General features: G+C 64.3%; 32 protein-coding genes. 30 read left to right on the top strand and 2 right to left on the bottom strand.

The window, feature by feature from the left end:
- The 28 genes from KDJ86_RS12570 to rplQ all read left to right on the top strand — a co-directional run.
- On the top strand, window positions 1-393 hold a 393-nt coding region (locus KDJ86_RS12570), incomplete at its 5' end, for an EF-Tu C-terminal domain-related protein (protein WP_291746184.1).
- A 113-nt stretch (window positions 394-506) separates the two neighbouring features.
- The gene (gene rpsJ, locus KDJ86_RS12565; RefSeq protein ID WP_090875625.1) at window positions 507-815 is read left to right on the top strand and encodes a 30S ribosomal protein S10; all 309 of its coding nucleotides are present in this window, start codon (window positions 507-509) and stop codon (window positions 813-815) included.
- A 12-nt stretch (window positions 816-827) separates the two neighbouring features.
- A complete protein-coding gene (gene rplC / locus KDJ86_RS12560) occupies window positions 828-1,598 on the top strand; it encodes a 50S ribosomal protein L3 (protein WP_291746181.1) in 771 nt (256 codons plus the stop codon).
- Complete coding sequence (rplD, locus tag KDJ86_RS12555; protein WP_291746178.1) at window positions 1,598-2,218, top strand: 50S ribosomal protein L4; 621 nt, start codon at window positions 1,598-1,600, stop codon at window positions 2,216-2,218. The genes rplC and rplD overlap by 1 nt, the downstream gene beginning before the upstream one ends.
- A complete protein-coding gene (locus KDJ86_RS12550) occupies window positions 2,215-2,508 on the top strand; it encodes a 50S ribosomal protein L23 (protein ID WP_291746175.1) in 294 nt (97 codons plus the stop codon). The genes rplD and KDJ86_RS12550 overlap by 4 nt, the downstream gene beginning before the upstream one ends.
- 10 nt (window positions 2,509-2,518) lie before the next feature.
- Window positions 2,519-3,355, top strand: coding sequence for a 50S ribosomal protein L2 (gene rplB / locus KDJ86_RS12545; RefSeq protein WP_291746172.1), 837 nt, complete (start codon window positions 2,519-2,521; stop codon window positions 3,353-3,355).
- 13 nt (window positions 3,356-3,368) lie between these two features.
- Window positions 3,369-3,638, top strand: coding sequence for a 30S ribosomal protein S19 (gene rpsS, locus KDJ86_RS12540; protein WP_291746169.1), 270 nt, complete (start codon window positions 3,369-3,371; stop codon window positions 3,636-3,638).
- Complete coding sequence (gene rplV, locus KDJ86_RS12535; RefSeq protein WP_291746167.1) at window positions 3,638-4,018, top strand: 50S ribosomal protein L22; 381 nt, start codon at window positions 3,638-3,640, stop codon at window positions 4,016-4,018. The genes rpsS and rplV overlap by 1 nt, the downstream gene beginning before the upstream one ends.
- On the top strand, window positions 4,018-4,725 hold the full coding sequence (gene rpsC, locus KDJ86_RS12530) for a 30S ribosomal protein S3 (RefSeq protein WP_291746165.1): 708 nt from the start codon (window positions 4,018-4,020) through the stop codon (window positions 4,723-4,725). Before rplV ends, rpsC begins: the two co-directional genes overlap by 1 nt.
- A 19-nt stretch (window positions 4,726-4,744) precedes the next feature.
- Complete coding sequence (gene rplP, locus KDJ86_RS12525; RefSeq protein ID WP_090875617.1) at window positions 4,745-5,158, top strand: 50S ribosomal protein L16; 414 nt, start codon at window positions 4,745-4,747, stop codon at window positions 5,156-5,158.
- Between the two features lie 16 nt (window positions 5,159-5,174).
- A complete protein-coding gene (gene rpmC, locus KDJ86_RS12520; RefSeq protein ID WP_291746158.1) occupies window positions 5,175-5,375 on the top strand; it encodes a 50S ribosomal protein L29 in 201 nt (66 codons plus the stop codon).
- A gap of 11 nt (window positions 5,376-5,386) precedes the next feature.
- Entirely contained in the window at window positions 5,387-5,635 is a 249-nt protein-coding gene (gene rpsQ / locus KDJ86_RS12515) for a 30S ribosomal protein S17 (RefSeq protein ID WP_291746155.1), read from the top strand.
- Window positions 5,636-5,659: 24 nt separating this feature from the next.
- On the top strand, window positions 5,660-6,028 hold the full coding sequence (rplN, locus tag KDJ86_RS12510) for a 50S ribosomal protein L14 (protein ID WP_291746152.1): 369 nt from the start codon (window positions 5,660-5,662) through the stop codon (window positions 6,026-6,028).
- Window positions 6,028-6,345, top strand: coding sequence for a 50S ribosomal protein L24 (gene rplX / locus KDJ86_RS12505; protein ID WP_291746151.1), 318 nt, complete (start codon window positions 6,028-6,030; stop codon window positions 6,343-6,345). Before rplN ends, rplX begins: the two co-directional genes overlap by 1 nt.
- Window positions 6,338-6,895, top strand: coding sequence for a 50S ribosomal protein L5 (gene rplE, locus KDJ86_RS12500; RefSeq protein WP_291746149.1), 558 nt, complete (start codon window positions 6,338-6,340; stop codon window positions 6,893-6,895). The genes rplX and rplE overlap by 8 nt, the downstream gene beginning before the upstream one ends.
- 11 nt (window positions 6,896-6,906) lie before the next feature.
- On the top strand, window positions 6,907-7,212 hold the full coding sequence (gene rpsN, locus KDJ86_RS12495) for a 30S ribosomal protein S14 (protein WP_291746146.1): 306 nt from the start codon (window positions 6,907-6,909) through the stop codon (window positions 7,210-7,212).
- A 15-nt stretch (window positions 7,213-7,227) separates the two neighbouring features.
- A complete protein-coding gene (gene rpsH, locus KDJ86_RS12490; protein WP_291746143.1) occupies window positions 7,228-7,623 on the top strand; it encodes a 30S ribosomal protein S8 in 396 nt (131 codons plus the stop codon).
- A gap of 27 nt (window positions 7,624-7,650) precedes the next feature.
- Window positions 7,651-8,184 carry a 50S ribosomal protein L6 gene (gene rplF / locus KDJ86_RS12485; protein ID WP_291746141.1) on the top strand — a complete coding sequence of 178 codons (534 nt, stop codon included), beginning with the start codon at window positions 7,651-7,653 and terminating at the stop codon, window positions 8,182-8,184.
- 11 nt (window positions 8,185-8,195) lie between these two features.
- Window positions 8,196-8,552, top strand: coding sequence for a 50S ribosomal protein L18 (gene rplR, locus KDJ86_RS12480; RefSeq protein WP_291746139.1), 357 nt, complete (start codon window positions 8,196-8,198; stop codon window positions 8,550-8,552).
- Window positions 8,553-8,605: 53 nt separating this feature from the next.
- On the top strand, window positions 8,606-9,175 hold the full coding sequence (gene rpsE, locus KDJ86_RS12475) for a 30S ribosomal protein S5 (RefSeq protein WP_291746136.1): 570 nt from the start codon (window positions 8,606-8,608) through the stop codon (window positions 9,173-9,175).
- Window positions 9,176-9,189: 14 nt separating this feature from the next.
- Entirely contained in the window at window positions 9,190-9,387 is a 198-nt protein-coding gene (gene rpmD, locus KDJ86_RS12470; protein ID WP_521085288.1) for a 50S ribosomal protein L30, read from the top strand.
- A 3-nt stretch (window positions 9,388-9,390) separates the two neighbouring features.
- Window positions 9,391-9,870, top strand: coding sequence for a 50S ribosomal protein L15 (gene rplO / locus KDJ86_RS12465; protein WP_291746134.1), 480 nt, complete (start codon window positions 9,391-9,393; stop codon window positions 9,868-9,870).
- An 18-nt stretch (window positions 9,871-9,888) separates the two neighbouring features.
- On the top strand, window positions 9,889-11,220 hold the full coding sequence (gene secY, locus KDJ86_RS12460) for a preprotein translocase subunit SecY (protein ID WP_291746132.1): 1,332 nt from the start codon (window positions 9,889-9,891) through the stop codon (window positions 11,218-11,220).
- Complete coding sequence (locus tag KDJ86_RS12455) at window positions 11,217-11,792, top strand: adenylate kinase (protein WP_291746130.1); 576 nt, start codon at window positions 11,217-11,219, stop codon at window positions 11,790-11,792. The genes secY and KDJ86_RS12455 overlap by 4 nt, the downstream gene beginning before the upstream one ends.
- 195 nt (window positions 11,793-11,987) lie before the next feature.
- The gene (rpsM, locus tag KDJ86_RS12450; protein ID WP_291746127.1) at window positions 11,988-12,356 is read left to right on the top strand and encodes a 30S ribosomal protein S13; all 369 of its coding nucleotides are present in this window, start codon (window positions 11,988-11,990) and stop codon (window positions 12,354-12,356) included.
- A 123-nt stretch (window positions 12,357-12,479) separates the two neighbouring features.
- Window positions 12,480-12,869 (top strand): 30S ribosomal protein S11, encoded by a 390-nt coding sequence (gene rpsK / locus KDJ86_RS12445; protein WP_291746125.1) that lies wholly within the window; start codon window positions 12,480-12,482, stop codon window positions 12,867-12,869.
- 115 nt (window positions 12,870-12,984) lie between these two features.
- Window positions 12,985-14,001: a DNA-directed RNA polymerase subunit alpha gene (locus KDJ86_RS12440; protein WP_291746122.1), complete on the top strand. Its 1,017-nt coding sequence runs from the start codon at window positions 12,985-12,987 to the stop codon at window positions 13,999-14,001.
- Window positions 14,002-14,039: 38 nt separating this feature from the next.
- Entirely contained in the window at window positions 14,040-14,468 is a 429-nt protein-coding gene (rplQ, locus tag KDJ86_RS12435) for a 50S ribosomal protein L17 (RefSeq protein WP_291746119.1), read from the top strand.
- 151 nt (window positions 14,469-14,619) lie between these two features.
- Here rplQ and KDJ86_RS12430 read toward each other — a convergent pair whose 3' ends face one another.
- The gene (locus tag KDJ86_RS12430) at window positions 14,620-15,747 is read right to left on the bottom strand and encodes a serine hydrolase domain-containing protein (RefSeq protein WP_291746115.1); all 1,128 of its coding nucleotides are present in this window, start codon (window positions 15,745-15,747) and stop codon (window positions 14,620-14,622) included.
- 99 nt (window positions 15,748-15,846) lie between these two features.
- On the opposite strand from KDJ86_RS12430, the gene KDJ86_RS12425 reads away from it, so the two are divergent.
- Both KDJ86_RS12425 and KDJ86_RS12420 read left to right on the top strand, forming a co-directional pair.
- On the top strand, window positions 15,847-17,256 hold the full coding sequence (locus tag KDJ86_RS12425; RefSeq protein ID WP_367116798.1) for a Do family serine endopeptidase: 1,410 nt from the start codon (window positions 15,847-15,849) through the stop codon (window positions 17,254-17,256).
- 30 nt (window positions 17,257-17,286) lie between these two features.
- The gene (locus tag KDJ86_RS12420; RefSeq protein ID WP_291746111.1) at window positions 17,287-18,600 is read left to right on the top strand and encodes a replication-associated recombination protein A; all 1,314 of its coding nucleotides are present in this window, start codon (window positions 17,287-17,289) and stop codon (window positions 18,598-18,600) included.
- A gap of 54 nt (window positions 18,601-18,654) precedes the next feature.
- On the opposite strand, the gene KDJ86_RS12415 is transcribed toward KDJ86_RS12420, so the two are convergent.
- The coding region (locus KDJ86_RS12415) for a hypothetical protein (RefSeq protein ID WP_291746108.1) at window positions 18,655-19,671 on the bottom strand (1,017 nt) is incomplete at its 5' end.

Genomic DNA, 19,671 nt, shown 5'->3' with positions numbered 1-19,671 from the left:
CTGCTCGACCAGGGCCAGGCCGGCGACAATATCGGCGCGCTTCTGCGCGGTGTCGATCGCGAGGGCGTCGAGCGCGGCCAGGTGCTGTGCAAGCCCGGTTCGGTCACTCCGCACACCAACTTCAAGGCCGAGGCCTACATCCTCACCAAGGAAGAGGGTGGTCGTCACACGCCGTTCTTCACCAACTACCGTCCGCAGTTCTACTTCCGGACGACGGACGTGACCGGTGTCGTGAAGCTTCCCGAGGGCACCGAGATGGTGATGCCGGGTGACAACGTGTCGATCGAGGTCGAGCTGATCGTTCCGATCGCGATGGAAGAGCGTCTGCGCTTCGCTATCCGCGAAGGTGGTCGCACCGTCGGCTCGGGCGTCGTTTCCGAGATCGTGAAGTAAGCAAGCCGACCGGCAAACAGCTAAGACAAGAGGAGAGAGGGACAGGTCTGAGGTTACGGGAAGCTGCCGCTTTTGTTGGCGTCGGACCGGGTCTCTCTGTCTTCTGAATATCCATGAACGGCCAGAACATCCGCATTCGGCTCAAGGCCTTCGACCATCGGATCCTCGATGCGTCGACCCGTGAGATCGTCAACACTGCCAAGCGAACCGGCGCGCGCGTGCGCGGGCCGGTCCCGCTGCCGACGCGAATCGAGAAGTTCACGGTCAACCGGTCGCCGCACATCGACAAGAAGAGCCGCGAACAATTCGAAATGCGGACTCACAAGCGGCTTCTCGACATTGTCGATCCGACACCCCAGACCGTCGATGCTTTGATGAAGCTCGATCTGGCTGCCGGCGTCGATGTCGAGATCAAGCTCTAAAGGGCGAATGCTATGCGTTCGGGAGTGATCGCGCAGAAGATCGGCATGACCCGCGTCTTTACAGAGGCGGGCGAGCAGGTACCGGTGACGGTGCTGAAGCTCGACGATTGCCAGGTCGTTGCGCAGAGGACTGAAGAAAAGAACGGCTACACCGCGCTGCAGCTTGGTGTCGGCTTGCGCAAGGTCAAGAACACGCCGCGGGCGCTTCGCGGCCATTTTGCCAAGGCCTCGGTGGAGCCGAAACGGAAGATGGCGGAGTTCCGGGTGAGCCCCGAGAACCTCATCGAGGTCGGCGCCGAGCTGACCGCCGATCATTTCGTCGCCGGCCAGTTCGTCGACGTCACCGGGACCTCCCACGGCAAGGGGTTCCAGGGCGTCATCAAGCGCCACAATTTCGGTGGCGGCCGCGCGACGCACGGCAACTCGATCAGTCACCGTTCGCATGGCTCGACCGGCCAGCGCCAGGACCCCGGCAAGGTGTTCAAGGGCAAGAAGATGGCCGGTCACATGGGCAATGTCCGCGTGACCACCCAGAACCTCAAGATCGTGACGACCGACGTCGAGCGCGGCCTGATCCTTGTCGAGGGAGCGGTTCCCGGCGCCAAGGGCGGCTGGATCCTGGTCAGCGACGCGGTGAAGCGTCCGCTGCCGGATGCGGCGCCGAAGCCCGGCGCCTTCAAGGCGAATGGCGGGGCCGTCGAAACCGCGGCCGAGCCTGCGGTCGAAGCGGTTGTCGAGAGCGCTGAAGCGGCGCCCGAGGCCGAGACGAAGGAAGCCGAGTGATGGATATCAACGTAACCACGCTCGACGGTAAGGCTGGCGAATCCGTCGCCCTTCCCGAGGACATCTTCGGGCTGGAGCCGCGCGCCGACATCCTGCAGCGGATGGTGCGCTGGCAGCTTGCCAAGCGGCAGGCCGGTACGCACAAGAGCAAGAAGCGCGGCGAAATCCGCATGACCTCGGCCAAGGCCTACAAGCAGAAGGGCACCGGTCGCGCCCGTCATGGCAACAAGGCGGCCCCGCAGTTCCGCGGCGGCGGCAAGGCGTTCGGGCCCGAGCCGCGCAGCCATGCGCATGATCTGCCCAAGCGGGTCCGTGCCCTGGCGCTGAAGCATGCCCTTTCGGACAAGGTGCGGGGCGAGAAGCTCATCGTCCTCTCCGAGGCGACGATGGCGGAGCCGAAGACCAAGGCCCTTGCGGCGCAGCTCGCCGGCCTCGGCCTGTCAAATGCTCTGATCGTCGATGGCGCGGCGGTGGAGGCCAATTTCCAGCTCGCTGCGAGGAACATCCCGCAGATCGACGTTCTGCCGATCCAGGGCATCAACGTCTTCGACATCATGCGACGTGACACGCTTGTTCTGACCAAGGCTGCCGTCGAAGCACTGACGGAGCGATTCAAATGAGCACGCTCGGCCACTATGACGTGATCCGCAGTCCGGTGATCACCGAAAAGTCCACCGCGGCTTCGGAACACAACAAGCTGGTGTTCCTGGTGGCGCGCGATGCGACCAAGCCGCAGATCAAGGAAGCCGTCGAGACGCTGTTCAAGGTCAAGGTAACGGCCGTCAACACCCTGGTCCGGAAGGGAAAGAACAAGCGCTTCCGCGGTGTTGCGGGCCGTCAGAGCGACAGCAAGCGCGCCGTGGTGACCCTTGCGGAGGGTAACACCATCGACGTAACCACCGGTTTGTGAGGCGAGTCCGATGGCACTCAAGAAATACAATCCGACATCGCCGAGCCAGCGCCAGCTCGTGATCGTCGACCGTTCCGAGCTCTACAAGGGCAAGCCGGTCAAGGGTCTCGTCGAGGGCAAGCATTCCTCGGGCGGCCGCAACAACTACGGTCGGATCACCGTCCGCTGGCGTGGCGGCGGCCACAAGCGCGCCTATCGCCGGATCGATTTCAAGCGCCGGAAGCTGGATGTGCAGGGCACGGTCGAGCGGATCGAGTATGATCCGAACCGGACCGCGTTCATCGCGCTGATCCGCTACGACGACGGCGAGCTCAGCTACATCCTGGCGCCGCAGCGCCTTGGGCCGGGGGACAAGGTGATCGCCTCCGCCCAGGCCGACGTGAAGCCGGGCAATGCGATGCCGCTCGCCGCGATGCCGGTCGGCACCATCGTCCACAACGTCGAGATGAAGCTCGGCGCGGGCGGCCAGATCGCGCGCTCCGCCGGGGCCTATGCCCAGTATGTGGGCCGCGACCAGGGCTATGCGATCCTTCGGCTGAATTCGGGGGAGCAGCGGCTGGTCAACCAGAATTGCTTCGCCACGGTCGGTGCGGTGTCCAATCCCGACCACAGCAACATCAACATCGGCAAGGCCGGCCGCAACCGCTGGCTGGGCAAGAAGCCCGGCGTCCGCGGCGTGGTGATGAACCCGGTCGACCATCCGCACGGCGGTGGCGAGGGCCGGACCTCGGGCGGCCGTCATCCGGTTTCGCCCTGGGGCGTGCCGACCAAAGGCAAGAAGACGCGCAATAACAAGCGCACGGACAAATTCATTGCGCGCAGCCGTCATGCGCGCAAGGGCAGATAGGAAGAGGCTCTAAGTGGCTCGTTCAGTTTGGAAAGGTCCGTTCGTCGACGGCTTTCTGTTGAAGAAAGCCGACAAGGCGCGTCAGGGCGAGGTCATCAAGATCTGGAGCCGGCGCTCGACGATCCTGCCGCAGTTCGTCGGTCTGACGTTTGGCGTCCACAACGGCAACAAGCACGTTCCCGTGCTCGTCTCCGAGGACATGGTCGGTCACAAGTTCGGTGAATTCGCGCCGACGCGGACCTATCACGGCCATGCCGCCGACAAGAAGGCGAGGAGGGGCTGATGGGCAAGGCAAGACGCGAACGCGTCCTCGCCGACAACGAGGCATTCGCCAAGGCGCGGATGATGCGGATTTCGGCCCAGAAGCTGAATCTCGTCGCCGGGATGATCCGCGGCAAGAAGGTCTCGGCCGCGCTGGCCGATCTCACCTTCAGCCGCAAGCGGATCGCCGGTGACGTGAAGAAGACGCTCGAGTCGGCGATCGCCAATGCGGAGAACAACCATCAGCTCGACGTCGACTCGCTGGTCGTCGCCGAGGCCCATGTCGGGCCGGCGCTGGTGATGAAGCGCTGGACGCCGCGTGGCCGTGGCCGCGTCGGGCGGATCCGGAAGCGCTTCTCCAATCTCACAATCGTCGTTCGTGAAGTCGAGGAGTCCGCCTGATGGGTCACAAGGTCAATCCGATCGGGCTGCGTCTCGGCATCAACCGCACCTGGGATTCGCGCTGGTTCGCCAACAAGGGCGAATACGGGCAGCTCCTGCATGAGGACATGCAGGTCCGGGAAATGCTGATGAAGGAACTGAAGCAGGCCGCCGTTTCGAAGGTCGTCGTCGAGCGTCCGCACAAGAAGTGCCGCGTGACGATCCACTCGGCCCGTCCCGGCATCGTTATCGGCAAGAAGGGCGCCGATATCGAGAGGCTTCGCAAGAAGGTCGCCGAGCTCACCGATTCCGACGTCCACATCAATATCGTCGAGGTCCGCAAGCCCGAGATCGACGCGACCCTGGTCGCCCAGTCGATCGCCCAGCAGCTCGAGCGCCGTGTCGCGTTCCGCCGGGCGATGAAGCGCGCCGTCCAGTCGGCGATGCGGCTTGGCGCCGAAGGCATCCGGATTTCCTGCGGCGGCCGTCTCGGCGGCGCGGAGATCGCCCGGATGGAGTGGTATCGCGAGGGGCGGGTGCCGCTGCATACGCTGCGCGCCGATATCGACTTCGGCGTTGCCACCGCGCACACCGCCTACGGCACCTGCGGCGTCAAGGTCTGGATCTTCAAGGGCGAGATCATGGAGCACGATCCGATGGCGTCCGAGCGCCGCCAGACCGAGGGCGCGGAGCAGCAGACCAGCCGGCGCCGCGAGCCGGTGGCGTAATTCATAGGGTAACCGTCAGATGCTTCAGCCAAAACGAACCAAGTTTCGCAAGCAGCACAAGGGCCGGATTCACGGCAAGGCGACTTCTGGCGCCGATTTGACCTTTGGTTCCTTCGGGATCAAGGCGCTGGAGCCCGAGCGGGTGACCGCGCGGCAGATCGAGGCGGCTCGTCGTGCGATTACGCGCCACATGAAGCGCGCCGGGCGCATCTGGATCCGCGTCTTCCCGGACGTGCCGGTGTCGAAGAAGCCGACCGAGGTCCGCATGGGCAAGGGCAAGGGCACGCCGGAGCTCTGGGTGTGCCGCGTGAAGCCGGGCCGGATCATGTTCGAGGTCGACGGCGTGGCGCCGGAGCTCGCCAAGGAAGCGCTCCGCCTGGGTGCGGCCAAGTTGCCGATCCGTACCCGGTTCGTGCAGCGCGTGGCCGAGTGACGAAGGGGACAAGGCGATGAAGGCGTCCGAAGTACGGCTGCTGACCGAAGATCAGATTGCCGATGAACTGACCAAGCTCAAGAAGGAGCAGTTCAACCTGCGCTTTCAGCGGGCGACCGGTCAGCTTGAGAACACCTCGCGGGTTCGCCAGGTCCGCCGCGACATCGCGCGGCTTCAGACCATCGGTGCCGAAACCGCGGCCAAGAACAAAGGCTAGAGAAGCAAACCATGCCGAAACGTGTCCTCCAAGGCACCGTCGTCAGCGACAAGAACGACAAGACGATCGTCGTGCGCGTTGAGCGGCGCTTCACGCATCCGCTGTTCAAGAAGACCGTCCGCCGGTCGAAGCGCTATCAGGCCCATGACGCGGAAAACGCGTTCAAGGTCGGCGATGTGGTGATGATCCAGGAATCGGCGCCGATATCGAAGAACAAACGCTGGGTGGTGGTGCAGGGCGCCGCCGCCGAGGCGGAATAGGGGACGGCCTGCGCCGGTAAGACAATGATACAGATGCAGACCAACCTTGACGTCGCGGATAACTCGGGAGCTCGCCGGGTGATGTGCATCAAGGTGCTTGGCGGCTCGAAGCGGAAATACGCCTCCGTTGGCGACATCATCGTCGTCTCGGTCAAGGAGGCGACGCCGCGCGGCCGCGTCAAGAAGGGCGATGTGATGAAGGCCGTGGTGGTACGGACCGCCAAGGATATCCGCCGCGTCGACGGCAGCGTCATCCGCTTCGATCGCAATGCGGCCGTGCTGATCAACAACCAGTCCGAGCCGGTCGGCACCCGTATCTTCGGGCCGGTGCCGCGCGAGCTGCGCGCGCGCAACCACATGAAGATCGTTTCGCTGGCACCGGAGGTGCTGTGATGGCTGCCAGGATCAAGAAGGGCGATACGGTCGTCGTCATCGCCGGCAAGGACAAGGGCAGGACCGGCGAGGTCGTGCGTGTCATTCCGGCCGAGAACCGCGCGGTGGTCCGCGGCGTGAACGTCGCGCGGCGCCATCAGCGGCAGACCGCGAATACGCAGGGCGGCATCATCGCGAAGGAGATGCCGATCCATATGTCCAATATCGCGCTCACCGCGCCCGGCGACGGGAAGCCGACCAAGGTCGGGTTCCGGGTCAACAAGGACGGGTTCAAGGAGCGCTTCGCAAGGCGTACCGGAGAAGTGATCGATGGCTGAGGCACAGTACGAGCCGCGGCTCAAGGCAGAATACCGCGAGGCGATCCGTCCGAAGCTCGTCGAGGAGTTCGGATACAAGAATCCGCTTCAGGTGCCGCGCGTCGACAAGGTCGTCCTCAACATGGGCGTCGGTGAGGCGGTTGCGGATTCCAAGAAGGTGCAGTCGGCCCTCGGCGACCTCGCGATGATCGCGGGCCAGAAGCCGGCGGTGACCCGGTCGCGGAAGTCGATCGCCACCTTCAAGCTCCGCGAGGGGATGCCGATCGGCGGCAAGGTCACGCTCCGGAAGAACCGGATGTACGAATTCATCGACCGGCTGATCACGGTTGCCCTGCCGCGGGTCCGGGATTTCCGGGGTCTCAACCCGAAGAGCTTCGACGGTCGCGGCAACTACGCGATGGGCATCAAGGAGCACATCGTGTTTCCGGAGATCAACTATGACGAGGTCGATCAGATCTGGGGCATGGACGTGATCGTCTGCACGACCGCCAAGACTGACGACGAGGCGCGCGCGTTGCTGCGGGCCTTCAACTTTCCGTTCCGCCAATAGGATAAGCCAAGATGGCAAAGACCAGCGCGATCGAGAGAAACAGGAAGCGGCGCAAGATGGCCGCTCAATTTGCAGAGAAGCGGGCGGAGCTGAAGCGCGTCGCGCGTGACGAGAACCTGTCGCTCGAAGAGCGGTTCCAGGCGCGCATGAAGCTCGCCGAGCTTCCGCGGAACTCGTCGCCGGTGCGCATCCGCAACCGCTGCGAGGTCTCGGGCAGGCCGCGCGGCTATTATCGCAAGCTCAAGATGTCGCGCATCGCGCTTCGTGAGCTGGGCTCGCAGGGCATGGTCCCGGGCCTGGTCAAGTCGAGCTGGTAAGGAGACCGAAACGCGATGACGATATCCGATCCGATCGGCGATATGCTGACTCGCATCCGCAATGCGCAGATGCGGAAGAAGTCGTCGGTCTCGTCCCCGGCATCCAAGCTCCGCGAAAGCGTTCTCGACGTGCTGAAGTCCGAGGGTTATATCCGCGGCTATTCGACGGTCGAGGAAGATGGCCGTTCTGAACTGCGGATCGAGCTGAAATATTATGACGGCATGCCGGTCATCCGCGAGATCGAGCGGGTGTCGCGGCCGGGCCGGCGTGTTTATTCGTCGGTTCGTACGATCCCGCGGGTCGCCAGCGGTCTCGGGGTATCGATTCTCTCCACGCCGAAGGGCGTGCTGTCCGACTCGGATGCCCGCGAACAGAATGTCGGGGGCGAGGTGCTCTGCCGCGTCTTCTGATGAAGGCCGGAAACAGGAATTTGTAAGATGTCGCGAATTGGAAAAAAGGCGGTCGAAATCCCCCAGGGGGTCACCGCTTCGATCGACGGACAGAAGGTCTCGGTCAAGGGGCCGAAGGGCGAGTTGTCGTTCCTGGCGACCGACGACGTCGATATCGCCATGGAGGACGGGCTCGTCTCGATCAAGCCGCGCGATGCGTCCAATCGTGCCCGCGCCGCCTGGGGGCTGTCGCGCACCATGGTTGCCAACCTGGTCGAGGGTGTGACCAAGGGCTTTGAGCGCCGGCTCGAGATCAACGGCGTCGGTTACCGCGCCGCGGTTCAGGGGTCGAACCTGCAGCTCAATGTCGGTTTCAGCCACGAGGTCAACTATCCGATTCCGCAAGGGATCAAGATCGAGACGCCGAAGCCGACCGAGATCGTGATTTCCGGTTCGGACAAGCAGCGGGTCGGGCAGATTGCGGCCGAGATCCGCCAGTATCGCCAGCCGGAGCCTTACAAGGGCAAGGGCATCAAATACGCGGAGGAGATCATCCACCGCAAGGAAGGCAAGAAGAAGTAGCGAGCGACGTCATGACAAAGAACAAAACCGAGCGGCGTGCCGCCCGCGTCAGGCGCGCTATTCGCACGGCGGCGAATGGCCGATCACGACTTTCCGTGTTTCGCTCGTCGAAGCACATCTATGCCCAGGTTATCGATGATGCTGGCGGGCGCACGCTCGCCGCGGCCTCGACGCTGGACAAGGATCTGCGCACGAAGCTGAAGACCGGCGCGGATAGCGAGGCGGCGGCCGAGGTCGGCAAGCTGGTCGCGGAACGCGCGATTGCCGCCGGCGTGAAGGACGTGGTCTTCGATCGCGGCCGCTATCTCTTTCACGGCCGCGTGAAGGCGCTGGCCGACGGTGCCCGCGAGGGCGGACTGAATTTCTGAAGACGGCTTGAACCGCCGGACCTCGACAACAATATCGGACCAACGGAACGAATATGGCACGAGAGCGCGAACGCAGCCGGGACAGGCGGAGCAGGGACGAACGCGAGAGCGAATTCGTCGACAAGCTTGTCCACATCAACCGGGTAGCCAAGGTCGTCAAGGGCGGGCGGCGCTTCGGCTTCGCGGCGCTTGTCGTCGTGGGCGACCAGAAGGGCAGGGTCGGTTTCGGCCACGGCAAGGCACGAGAGGTGCCCGAGGCGATCCGCAAGGCCACTGAATCGGCGAAGCGGACGATGCTGCGCGTGCCGCTGCGCGAGGGACGGACGCTTCACCATGATGTGAGCGGCCGCCATGGCGCCGGCAAGGTGATCTGTCGCGCGGCGCCGGCCGGTACCGGGATCATCGCCGGTGGCCCGATGCGTGCGGTTTTCGAGACCCTCGGGGTTCAGGACGTGGTTGCGAAGTCGTTCGGATCCTCGAATCCTTACAACATGGTACGGGCGACTTTTGAGGCCCTGAAGAAAGAAGACAGCCCGCGCAGCGTAGCCGCCCGTCGCGGGATCAAGGTCTCGGCGCTCCAGGCCCGGCGCGGCGATGTCGATGCCGAGCCGGCGGAAGCCTGAGATTTTTCGAGGACATGACCATGGCTGACAAGACCGTCACCGTCGAGCAGATCGGCAGCCCGATACGCCGCCCGAAGGACCAGCGCGCGACGCTGGTGGGCCTCGGCCTCAACAAGATGCACCGGCGCAGGGTCCTGGAGGACACGCCGGCCGTGCGGGGCATGATCGCCAAGGTCAGCCACCTCGTCCGCGTCGTTGACGAAGGAAAGTAGACAATGAAGCTCAACGAGATCAGCGACGTCGCCGGAGCCACCAGGAAGCGGGTGCGCGTCGGCCGCGGTATCGGCTCGGGCAAGGGCAAGACCGGCGGACGTGGCGTGAAGGGCCAGAAGTCGCGCTCGGGTGTCGCGATCAAGGGGTTCGAGGGCGGCCAGATGCCGCTGCATCGGCGTCTGCCGAAGCGTGGCTTCACCAACATCTTCGCCAAGGACTATAACGAAGTCGGCCTCGGCCGGGTCCAGCAGGCGATCGACGCCGGCAAGCTCGACGCCAAGGCGCCGGTGACGGTCGAGGCCCTCAAGGCCGCCGGCATCGTCAAGCGGCTGAAGGACGGTGTCCGTCTGCTCGGCAACGGGGAGCTCAAGGCCGCGGTCTCCTTCGAGATCGCGGGCGCCTCCAAGCCGGCGATCGCGGCGGTCGAGAAGGCCGGCGGCACGGTGACGATACTCGGGGCTGAAGCGGACACGGCCGGCTAGCCCGGAAGGACACGACCCATGGCATCGGCGGCAGAACAACTCGCGGCCAATCTCAACTTCGGGGCCTTCGCCAAGGCGGAAGCGCTGAAGAAGCGTATCTGGTTCACGCTTGGTGCGCTGCTGGTCTACCGCCTCGGGACCTATATTCCCCTGCCGGGCATCAACCCGGATGCGCTCGCCCAGGCGTTCAACGCCAACTCGAGCGGCCTGCTCGGCATGTTCAACATGTTCGCCGGCGGCGCCGTCGGGCGGATGGCGATCTTCGCGCTCGGCATCATGCCGTATATCTCCGCCTCGATCATCATCCAGCTGCTGACCTCGATCGTCCCGACGCTCGAGGCGCTGAAGAAGGAAGGCGAGCAGGGCCGCAAGGTCATCAACCAGTATACGCGCTACGGCACGGTCCTCCTCGCCGTCCTGCAGTCCTACGGCATTGCCGTCGGGCTCGAAGGCGGCACCAACATCGTCATGGATCCCGGGATGTTCTTCCGGCTGACCACGGTCGTGACGCTGACCGGTGGCACCATCTTCCTGATGTGGCTCGGCGAGCAGATCACCAGCCGCGGGATCGGCAACGGCATCTCGCTGATCATCTTCTCCGGCATCGTCGCCAACCTGCCGCGGGCTCTGGCCGGGACCCTCGAGCTGGGTCGCGAAGGGGCGCTTTCGACCTTCGTCATCCTCGCCGTCGCCGTCATGGCGGTGCTGGTCATCGCGTTCATCGTGTTCATCGAGCGCGCCCAGCGCCGGTTGCTGATCCAGTATCCGAAACGCCAGGTCGGCAACCGGATGTTCCAGGGCGATTCATCGCATCTGCCGCTGAAGCTCAACACCTCGGGCGTTATCCCGCCGATCTTCGCGTCGTCGCTGTTGCTCCTGCCTGTCACGCTCGCCAGCTTCTCGGCCGGCCAGGGGCCGGGCTGGCTGACCACCGTCACGGCGCTGCTCGGTCACGGCCAGCCGCTCTACATGCTGCTTTACGCCGGCTTGATCGCCTTCTTCGCTTTCTTCTATACCGCCGTCGTCTTCAACCCGACCGATACCGCCGACAATCTCAAGAAGCACGGCGGCTTCATCCCGGGCATCCGCCCGGGCGCAAAGACGGCGGAATATATCGACTACGTGCTGACCCGGATCACGGTGCTTGGCGCGATCTATCTGATCGCCGTCTGTCTTCTTCCGGAATTCCTGATCAGCTACACCGGCGTCCCGTTCTATTTCGGTGGCACGTCGTTGCTGATCGTCGTCAGCGTGACAATGGACACCGTGGCGCAAGTCCAGGGACATCTCCTCGCGCATCAGTATGAGGGGCTGGTGAAGAAGGCGAAGCTCAGGGGACGGACGCGATGAGGCTGATACTGCTGGGGCCGCCGGGCGCGGGGAAGGGGACCCAGGCACAGCGACTGGTCGAGAAATACGGCATCGTCCAGCTCTCGACCGGCGACATGCTGCGCGCCGCCGCGGCGGAAGGAACGCCGGTCGGCGTCAGGGCAAAGTCGATCATGGATCGGGGTGAACTGGTGCCGGATGACGTGATGATCGAGATCATCGCCGAGCGCATCGGCCATTCGGATACCGTGCACGGCTTTATCCTCGATGGCTTCCCGCGGACCGTCGCCCAGGCCGAAGCGCTCGATGAGTTGCTCGACGCCCGCGACCTCGGCCTCGACGCGATCATCGAGATCACGGTTGACGAGGCCGAGCTTATCGAGCGGATCGCGGGGCGCGCGAAGGAGACCGGCGGCACCAGGGGTGACGACAAGTCGACCGCGACCCGGCTTGAGGTCTATCGGAAGCAGACGGCACCGGTCGCCGAGCACTACCGGCAGAAGGGGGTGCTCGTGACCGTCGATGGCATGGGTTCCGTGGATGACGTCGCGAGGCTGATCGATGAACAGCTCGAGGCGTTGGTCGAAGCGTGAGAATTGCGGCTTGGAGTTGACGTCAAGCCGTTGAATGGCTATCTACCGGCACGAATTCTGAATTCTTCAGAGAAGCGGCGCCGGTTGACCCGTGAAAGGTGAACCGGGGCCGGTTTTTGTGTTGTCCGGATGGTTCGGTGAAGTGATTGGTTTTTCGACTGTTTTTCGAAACAGTCGGCAAGAGGAGAAGCGAGCGTGGCCCGTATCGCAGGCGTTAATATCCCAACCAACAAGCGAGTCGTGATCGCTCTCCAGTACATCCACGGCATCGGCCAGAGCAAGGCCAAGGAAGTCATTGACAAGGTCAATATTCCCGAGAGCCGCCGGGTGAACGAGCTGACGGACGCCGAGGTGATGCAGATCCGCGAGACCATCGACCGTGACTACATGGTCGAGGGCGATCTTCGCCGCGATGTGGCGATGAACATCAAGCGGCTGATGGACCTCGGTTGCTACCGTGGCCTTCGCCATCGTCGCGGTCTGCCGGTGCGGGGACAGCGGACCCACACCAATGCCCGTACGCGCAAGGGCCCGGCCAAGCCGATCGCCGGCAAGAAGAAATAGGTAACGACGGTGCCGCCGGTGCCGGGCCGATCTGGCTGCCCGGCGTGACGCGCGGCCTGACGGAATGGCCGCAAGGCAAGAGGACAAACGCCCGCTGGGCGGGTGAAGTTTGAAAGGTCGAAAATGGCGAAGGAAGCAACCCGTGTACGTCGCCGCGAGCGGAAGAACATCATTTCCGGCGTCGCGCATGTGAATTCCAGCTTCAACAACACCATGATCACCATCACCGACGCGCAGGGCAACGCGATTTCCTGGTCGTCGGCGGGGCTGATGGGGTTCAAGGGCTCCCGGAAATCGACGCCTTTTGCCGCGCAGATGGCGGCGGAGGACGCGGGCCGGAAGGCTGCTGAGCATGGCGTCAAGACGCTCGAGGTCGAGGTGTCGGGACCGGGATCGGGACGCGAGTCCGCGCTGCGCGCGCTGCAGTCTTCCGGCTTCACGATCACGTCGATCCGCGACGTGACCCCGATCGCCCATAACGGCTGCCGTCCCCGGAAGCGCCGTCGCGTCTAGGCGTTGCGGGACGGGACTGTCTGCGCACGTATCATTCTGAACGCGCGGCTCCGGTAGATCGAGCCGCTGCTCCGCCTTCCCCTCCGAGGCGGCAACAACTGAAAGGACGAGGCTCGTGATCCAAAAGAACTGGCAAGAGCTGATCAAGCCGAACAAGCTCGAAATCATTCCTGGGCCCGACGCCAAACGCTTTGCCACCGTCGTTGCGGAGCCTCTCGAAAGGGGCTTCGGGCTGACGCTCGGCAATGCCCTTCGCCGTGTGCTGCTGTCCTCGCTTCAGGGCGCCGCGGTCAAGGCTGTGCAGATCGACGGCGTGTTGCATGAATTCTCGTCGATTGGCGGCGTGCGCGAGGATGTCACCGACATCGTGCTCAACGTCAAGGAAATAGCGATCAAGATGCAGGGCGAAGGCCCGAAGCGGATGGTTGTTCGCAAGCAGGGGCCGGGTGTCGTCACCGCGGGTGACATCCAGACCGTATCGGACATCGAGGTCCTGAATCCCGACCTGGTGCTCTGCACCCTCGACGAGGGCACCGAGATCCGGATGGAGTTCACCGTCGACATCGGCAAGGGCTATGTCACCGCCGACCGCAACCGGCCGGAGGATGCGCCGATCGGCCTCATCCCGGTGGACAGCCTCTATTCGCCGGTCAAGAAGGTCTCCTACCGGATTGAAAACACGCGCGAAGGCCAGGTGCTGGACTACGACAAGCTGACTCTCACCGTCGAGACGGACGGTTCGGTGCGGGCCGATGATGCGGTCGCGTTTGCCGCGCGCATCCTCCAGGACCAGCTCTCGATCTTCGTCAATTTCGAGGAGCCGGAGAAGGAGACCACCGAGGCGGCAATTCCGGAGCTGGCGTTCAATCCGGCGCTTCTCAAGAAGGTCGACGAGCTCGAGCTTTCGGTTCGTTCGGCCAACTGCCTGAAGAACGACAATATCGTCTATATCGGCGACCTCATCCAGAAGACCGAGGGCGAGATGTTGCGGACACCGAATTTCGGCCGCAAGTCGCTGAACGAGATCAAGGAAGTGCTTGCCCAGATGGGGCTCCATCTCGGCATGGAAGTCGCCAATTGGCCGCCGGAGAATATCGACGAGCTGGCCAAGCGTTACGAAGAGCATTATTAAGCGCGACACCGCGCCAGGCAGAGTATCAGGAGAGCGCCATGCGCCACCGCAAATCCGGACGAAAGCTGAATCGGACGTCCAGCCACCGTATGGCGATGTTCTCCAACATGGCGGCTTCGCTGATCCAGCACGAGCAGATCGTCACCACCCTGCCAAAGGCGAAGGACCTGAGGCCGGTGGTCGAGAAACTGGTCACGCTGGCCAAGCGTGGCGACCTCCATGCCCGCCGCCAGGCCATCGCCCAGCTGGGTGACCTTGGCACCGTGAAGAAGCTGTTCGAGACCATCGGGCCGCGCTACAAGGAACGCCCGGGCGGCTATACGCGCGTCCTGAAGGCCGGTTTTCGCTATGGCGACAGCGCGCCGATCGCGGTGATCGAATTCGTCGATCGGGATCGCGAGGCCAAGGGTGCCGAGGATAGGGCGCGTCACGAGGCCGAAGAGGCCACCGCCGAGGCGGCGGCCTGAGGCGAGTGGGCTTCACGGACTGAATCAGGGGCGGCTTCGGCCGCCCTTTTTCGTTTCGGGGCCGCGCGTCGCCTTCACGTGCCGATTCATCCTTCAGTGATAACTGATTGGCTGGGAACCGCTTTCCGGCAGGCTCCCCGGATCGGGCCGCCTAACCGTAGACCGCGCGGGTAATGTCCTTCGGGAATTCGCCCATGCAGCCCTCGACGGCCGTGTTGGTGAAGTCGAAGGCGGAGATGCCGGCCGCCCGGTCCATGAACCAGTTATGGCCGTAGACGCCGCCCCATCGGGCGGTGCCGGCCGAGTAGGGGATGCCGGTGCGCTCCGGGTGGGTGACGATCGCCGACAGATATCCGAAGCCTGCTCCCGGCTCGTCGTCCTCGCGCATCTCGCCGACCTGGTTGCTCAACGCCGCATCCACCGTTTCCGCCTCCAGGATCGCTCCCCCGCCGGTGCGGATCGCCTCGAGGAAGCGCATGAAATCGCTGGCGGTGCCGGCCATGCCGGCGCCTCCCGACTGAAACGAGTCGGGGCGGAATATGCGGGAGGGCGAAAACATCATGCCCTTGCCGGGGCCCGCCTCGACCGTGTGGAGATCGTTCATCAGGACCGGCCCGGTCTTGCCGTCGGCATAGGCGGCGGCAAGCCGCGACGGATCGGTGACCGAAAAGGCGGTGTCCGTCATGTCGAGCGGACCGGTGACGTAGTGGGCGACCGCCTCGCCAAGCGTGGCGCCATGGGCGCGTCCGACGATCTCGCCGAGGATGTCGAGGCTGACCCCGTAGCGCCAGCCGGTACCGGGCGCGAAGAACAGCGGCACCGTCTCGATCCGCTTGATGTTCTCTTCCATGCTCATGCCGAGATCCTCGAGACCGGCCGGAATCCCTTCCTCGACATAGGGATCGTCCGGCTCCGGCGTCGGATAGCCGAATCCCGCCGTATGTGTCAGCAGATGCCGGATGGTGATTTCGGGGGTGTAGCCGTCGAGCAGTCGCGGCTCGAAACCCGGCAGCCATTCCGTGATGTTCCGGTCGAGCCCGAGGATGCCGCGCTCGATCATGGCAAGGGCCGTTGCGGCGACGAGCGGTTTGGTCACCGACGCCAGGCGGAAGATCGTATCCGCGGTCATCCTGCGGCCAGCCTCGCGATCGGCGAACCCGGCGGCGCGCTGGTAGGCGATGCCGCCACCCTTCATCACCATCACGACCGTGCCGACGATCCGATCATCGTTGATCGCCTCGTCGATCACCGCATCAAGACGCGATTCCAGGTTGCTCATGCCTTCCTCCGTGTAAACTGCTTGGCTGTCACGCCGTTGCCCATATGTTGGTTGATTCCCTAAGTAGCAGGCGACGTCGCAACGGGAAAATGGTGCGCGATGAAGGGACTTGCATTTCGGAGGGGCATGATCGCGGCGGCGGCGGTGTTGGCCGTGTCTTCAGCATGTCCGGCAGGGGCGCGGGATCGGCAGGTCCCTGAGACGGCGGCGGAAATCAAGCTGTCCTTTGCGCCTATCGTGAAGCGGGTCGCGCCGGCGGTCGTCAACGTCTATGCCTCGCGGGTCGTCCGACAGTCACCGTATTTCTCCGATCCGTTCTTCCAGCGGTTCTTCGGCGGTCCGGCCTTGGGGCCGACCCAACGGGTACAGCGCTCCCTCGGCTCGGGTGTGATCATCGATCCGTCCGGGATGATCGTCACCAACCACCACGTCATCGCCCAGGCGAGCGAGATCAAGGTGGCGCTTTCCGACCGGCGCGAGTTCGATTGCGACGTCGTTCTCGATGATGAACGGACCGACCTCGCCGTCCTGAAGATCAGGGATGGCGAGGGCGACTTCCCCTCTCTCGACTTTGCCGATTCCGACGACCTCGAGGTCGGTGACCTCGTCCTGGCGATCGGCGATCCTTTCGGGGTCGGACAGACCGTGACGAGCGGCATTGTCTCAGCGCTCGCCCGGACGAAGGTGGGTATCTCGGACTACCAGTTCTTCATCCAGACCGACGCCGCGATCAATCCGGGCAATTCCGGCGGCGCGCTGATCGACATGAATGGCGGGCTGGTCGGCATCAACACGGCCATCTTCTCGCGAACCGGGGATTCCAGCGGTATCGGCTTCGCCATCCCCTCCAACATGGTGCGGGTGGTCGCGCAGTCGGCGGAGTCGGGCGACCATGTCCGTATGCCGTGGATCGGCGTGCGCTTCCAGGCCGTGACGCCGGACATCGCGGAAGGGCTGGGGCTGTCGCGGCCGCGCGGCGCGCTGGTTGTCGATGTCCGGAAGGGCAGTCCGGGGGCGCGGGCCGGCCTGACGACCGGGGATCTGGTTCTGTCGGTCGACGACGTGCCGGTCGACGATCCGTCGACCTTCACCTATCGCCTGGCAACCAAGGGGATAGGCGCTTCCGCGCGGATCGGGGTCCTTCGCGACGGCAAGCAATATGCGGCGACGCTGGCGCTCGAGGGGGCACCGGAGACGGTGCCGAGGGATGAGATCGAGATCGACGGGGTGTCGCCGCTCGCGGGCGCGCGGGTCGTCAATCTTTCGCCGGCGGTGGCGGAGGAGCTCGCCTATGACGGTGACACGGACGGCGTGATCGTTGAAAAGGTCATGGCCGGCTCGGCCGCCGAGGAAGCCGGTCTTGCGGCCGGGGATGTGGTGATCGAGGTTAATGGGGTGCCGATCGATGCGACCCGGACGCTCGCCGCTGCGTGCGCGGAACGGCTGCGTGTCTGGGACATCACCATCGAGCGAAACGGGCGGAAGATCCGCACCCGGTTTCGCGGCTAGGAGGTTGATTTCCTTGGAGAATGGGGCGGCATGACAGCATCGACGCTTTTCCAGGCGGCGGGGCTCGAGCGGGGGGCGCCGAGGCCGCTCGCCGACCGGTTGAGACCGGAGAAGCTGGCCGACGTGGTCGGGCAGGAGCACCTGCTCGGACCGGATGGCGCATTGACCCGGATGCTCAGGACCAACTCCTTGGGATCGCTCGTCTTTTGGGGTCCGCCCGGGACCGGAAAGACCACCGTTGCGCGGCTGCTGGCACGAGAAACCGACCTCCAGTTCGAGCAGATTTCAGCGGTTTTCTCCGGTGTGGGCGACCTCAAGAGATGCTTCGAGACGGCCCGGGCGCGGCATGAGACGGGCAAGGGCACCCTTCTGTTCGTCGATGAGATACACCGATTCAACCGTGCCCAGCAGGATTCCTTCCTGCCGGTGATGGAGGACGGAACCGTGACGCTGGTCGGCGCCACGACCGAGAATCCGTCCTTCGAGCTGAACGCGGCGCTGCTGTCGCGATCGCTGGTTCTGGTCTTCCAGCCGCTCGACGAGGAGGCGCTGGCGCAGCTCCTCGACCGGGCGGAAGAGGTGGAGGGCAAGCCGCTCCCGCTCGACGCCGATGCGCGGGCGATGCTGATCGGCATGGCCGACCGCGACGGACGGGCGCTGCTGACGCTCGCGGAGGAGGTGTGGCGCGCGGCGGGGCCGGACGAGGTCTTCGATCCGGCGACGTTGCAGAAGGTGGTGCAGCGACGGGCGCCGCTCTACGACAAGAGCCAGGACGGCCACTACAACCTGATCTCGGCGCTCCACAAGTCGGTCAGGGGATCGGACCCGGACGCCGCGCTCTACTACCTCGCGCGGATGCTCGATGCCGGCGAGCAGCCGCTCTATATCGGCCGCCGGCTGGTCAGGATGGCGATGGAGGATATCGGCCTCGCCGACCCGCGGGCGCTCACTGTCGCGCTCGCCGCCAAGGACGCCTACGACTATCTCGGCTCGCCGGAGGGGGAGCTGGCGCTCGCCGAGGCGACCGTCTATCTCGCCACCGCGCCGAAATCGAACGCCGTCTACACCGCCTTCAAGGATGCCACCCGCGTCGCCAAGGAACGCGGCTCGCTGACCCCGCCGAAGATCATCCTCAACGCACCGACCAAGCTGATGAAGGGCGAGGGCTACGGCTCGGGCTACCGCTACGACCACGACGAGCCGGACGCCTTCTCGGGGCAGGACTATTTTCCGGAGGAGCTCGGCCGCCAGAGCTTCTACGACCCGCCGGAACGCGGCTTCGAGCGCGAGGTCCGCAAGCGCCTCGACTATTGGGCTAAGCTGCGGAAGGAGCGGGGCGAATAGGGTTGCCTGGGTGCTGCGACTCACCCCGTTCTACTCCTGGGAGCGGCCACAGAACTATTCGAGAAGCGCGACGCCGGAGGCGTCGATCGGGCGACAGGCGGCGGGAGCACCATCCCGAAGCTGGATCGAGACTTCGCGATGAAGCTTCTCGTCCGCGTCATCCTCGATGCGAAGGACGACAGCTTGCCTTCCCGGATCCAGCGAGACGTCCTTGACCTTCTGACCCGGAGGAAGGTCGAACACCCGCGTTATTTCGGATTCGGTCTGGAAATAGATCTCATGGTCCTCCGCAATCCAGACTTCCGGTCGCCCGTCGATCGAAACCTGAAACCGCGGTAGCGGAAAGTCGTGCGCGAGTTTGGCCGGAACGTCGATTGGGATCAGCCGCCCATCCCTGGTGATCTGGTACGAGCCGCGCTGCGTCTGAAGCTCGACGCGGTCGAGTTGGGGTTTGTCCGCTAGCGCCCATGCGAACAAGCTGTCCTGGCCGGGTCGATCACTCCTTGCTCGGAGGATCGTCTCGCCGTCGTAGACGTGCGGCCACCGTTGGCGATCCATAAGCATCACCGCGCCCAGCGTTGGCGCGTCACCGCGGTAGGTGAGCGGTTCACCATCCGCGTCGGTGAGCTGTTTCGTCATGCCGGCGGAGACTTCGAGCGTCTCCGGCAGGTTGCCAATGAACCGTTCGATCGATGGAAACCAAGACTCGGGGTAACCCCAAAGGAAGGCGCGCCTCAACAGAGGGCTATATTGCCCCTCCTGGCGCGAACATTGCGCTTCGAACACGCCACATACACGATTATAGTGGCTCGGTAAGCGCACCACCTCCTCGACGCTCCAGCTGTCATCGTCCTTCTTCAGCTTGACGCTATAGTCGTAGGTGCTACCGAACACGAAAATCCATGGCGACACCGCATCCTCAGCTATCCTGGAGATGCCGCCGCCGTTTGGATTAGGGAAGTAGACCTTCTCTGCCGGTGACTCCTCGCCGCCATCCAAATCCGAAAACCGAACCACGTCGAAATTGACGACCGTCGCGACTACCCCGAGATCAGGAAGCGCGAAACGCTT

The sequence above is a fragment of the Bauldia sp. genome, assembly GCF_020442045.1.
Lineage (GTDB): Bacteria > Pseudomonadota > Alphaproteobacteria > Rhizobiales > Kaistiaceae > Bauldia.
The sequence above is the reverse complement of the archived record's forward strand: the minus strand, read 5'-3'. Positions and strand labels throughout refer to the sequence as shown.

What these genes read in the sequence shown, in the direction of transcription:
- rpsJ (WP_090875625.1), top strand. Translation starts at nt 507, where the DNA reads ATGAACGGCCAGAACATCCGCATTCGGCTCAAGGCCTTCGACCATCGG.
- rplC (WP_291746181.1), top strand. Translation starts at nt 828, where the DNA reads ATGCGTTCGGGAGTGATCGCGCAGAAGATCGGCATGACCCGCGTCTTT.
- rplD (WP_291746178.1), top strand. Translation starts at nt 1,598, where the DNA reads ATGGATATCAACGTAACCACGCTCGACGGTAAGGCTGGCGAATCCGTC.
- KDJ86_RS12550 (WP_291746175.1), top strand. Translation starts at nt 2,215, where the DNA reads ATGAGCACGCTCGGCCACTATGACGTGATCCGCAGTCCGGTGATCACC.
- rplB (WP_291746172.1), top strand. Translation starts at nt 2,519, where the DNA reads ATGGCACTCAAGAAATACAATCCGACATCGCCGAGCCAGCGCCAGCTC.
- rplV (WP_291746167.1), top strand. Translation starts at nt 3,638, where the DNA reads ATGGGCAAGGCAAGACGCGAACGCGTCCTCGCCGACAACGAGGCATTC.
- rpsC (WP_291746165.1), top strand. Translation starts at nt 4,018, where the DNA reads ATGGGTCACAAGGTCAATCCGATCGGGCTGCGTCTCGGCATCAACCGC.
- rplP (WP_090875617.1), top strand. Translation starts at nt 4,745, where the DNA reads ATGCTTCAGCCAAAACGAACCAAGTTTCGCAAGCAGCACAAGGGCCGG.
- rpmC (WP_291746158.1), top strand. Translation starts at nt 5,175, where the DNA reads ATGAAGGCGTCCGAAGTACGGCTGCTGACCGAAGATCAGATTGCCGAT.
- rpsQ (WP_291746155.1), top strand. Translation starts at nt 5,387, where the DNA reads ATGCCGAAACGTGTCCTCCAAGGCACCGTCGTCAGCGACAAGAACGAC.
- rplN (WP_291746152.1), top strand. Translation starts at nt 5,660, where the DNA reads ATGATACAGATGCAGACCAACCTTGACGTCGCGGATAACTCGGGAGCT.
- rplX (WP_291746151.1), top strand. Translation starts at nt 6,028, where the DNA reads ATGGCTGCCAGGATCAAGAAGGGCGATACGGTCGTCGTCATCGCCGGC.
- rplE (WP_291746149.1), top strand. Translation starts at nt 6,338, where the DNA reads ATGGCTGAGGCACAGTACGAGCCGCGGCTCAAGGCAGAATACCGCGAG.
- rpsN (WP_291746146.1), top strand. Translation starts at nt 6,907, where the DNA reads ATGGCAAAGACCAGCGCGATCGAGAGAAACAGGAAGCGGCGCAAGATG.
- rpsH (WP_291746143.1), top strand. Translation starts at nt 7,228, where the DNA reads ATGACGATATCCGATCCGATCGGCGATATGCTGACTCGCATCCGCAAT.
- rplF (WP_291746141.1), top strand. Translation starts at nt 7,651, where the DNA reads ATGTCGCGAATTGGAAAAAAGGCGGTCGAAATCCCCCAGGGGGTCACC.
- rplR (WP_291746139.1), top strand. Translation starts at nt 8,196, where the DNA reads ATGACAAAGAACAAAACCGAGCGGCGTGCCGCCCGCGTCAGGCGCGCT.
- rpsE (WP_291746136.1), top strand. Translation starts at nt 8,606, where the DNA reads ATGGCACGAGAGCGCGAACGCAGCCGGGACAGGCGGAGCAGGGACGAA.
- rpmD (WP_521085288.1), top strand. Translation starts at nt 9,190, where the DNA reads ATGACCATGGCTGACAAGACCGTCACCGTCGAGCAGATCGGCAGCCCG.
- rplO (WP_291746134.1), top strand. Translation starts at nt 9,391, where the DNA reads ATGAAGCTCAACGAGATCAGCGACGTCGCCGGAGCCACCAGGAAGCGG.
- secY (WP_291746132.1), top strand. Translation starts at nt 9,889, where the DNA reads ATGGCATCGGCGGCAGAACAACTCGCGGCCAATCTCAACTTCGGGGCC.
- KDJ86_RS12455 (WP_291746130.1), top strand. Translation starts at nt 11,217, where the DNA reads ATGAGGCTGATACTGCTGGGGCCGCCGGGCGCGGGGAAGGGGACCCAG.
- rpsK (WP_291746125.1), top strand. Translation starts at nt 12,480, where the DNA reads ATGGCGAAGGAAGCAACCCGTGTACGTCGCCGCGAGCGGAAGAACATC.
- rplQ (WP_291746119.1), top strand. Translation starts at nt 14,040, where the DNA reads ATGCGCCACCGCAAATCCGGACGAAAGCTGAATCGGACGTCCAGCCAC.
- KDJ86_RS12430 (WP_291746115.1), bottom strand. Translation starts at nt 15,747, where the DNA reads ATGAGCAACCTGGAATCGCGTCTTGATGCGGTGATCGACGAGGCGATC.
- KDJ86_RS12425 (WP_367116798.1), top strand. Translation starts at nt 15,847, where the DNA reads ATGAAGGGACTTGCATTTCGGAGGGGCATGATCGCGGCGGCGGCGGTG.
- KDJ86_RS12420 (WP_291746111.1), top strand. Translation starts at nt 17,287, where the DNA reads ATGACAGCATCGACGCTTTTCCAGGCGGCGGGGCTCGAGCGGGGGGCG.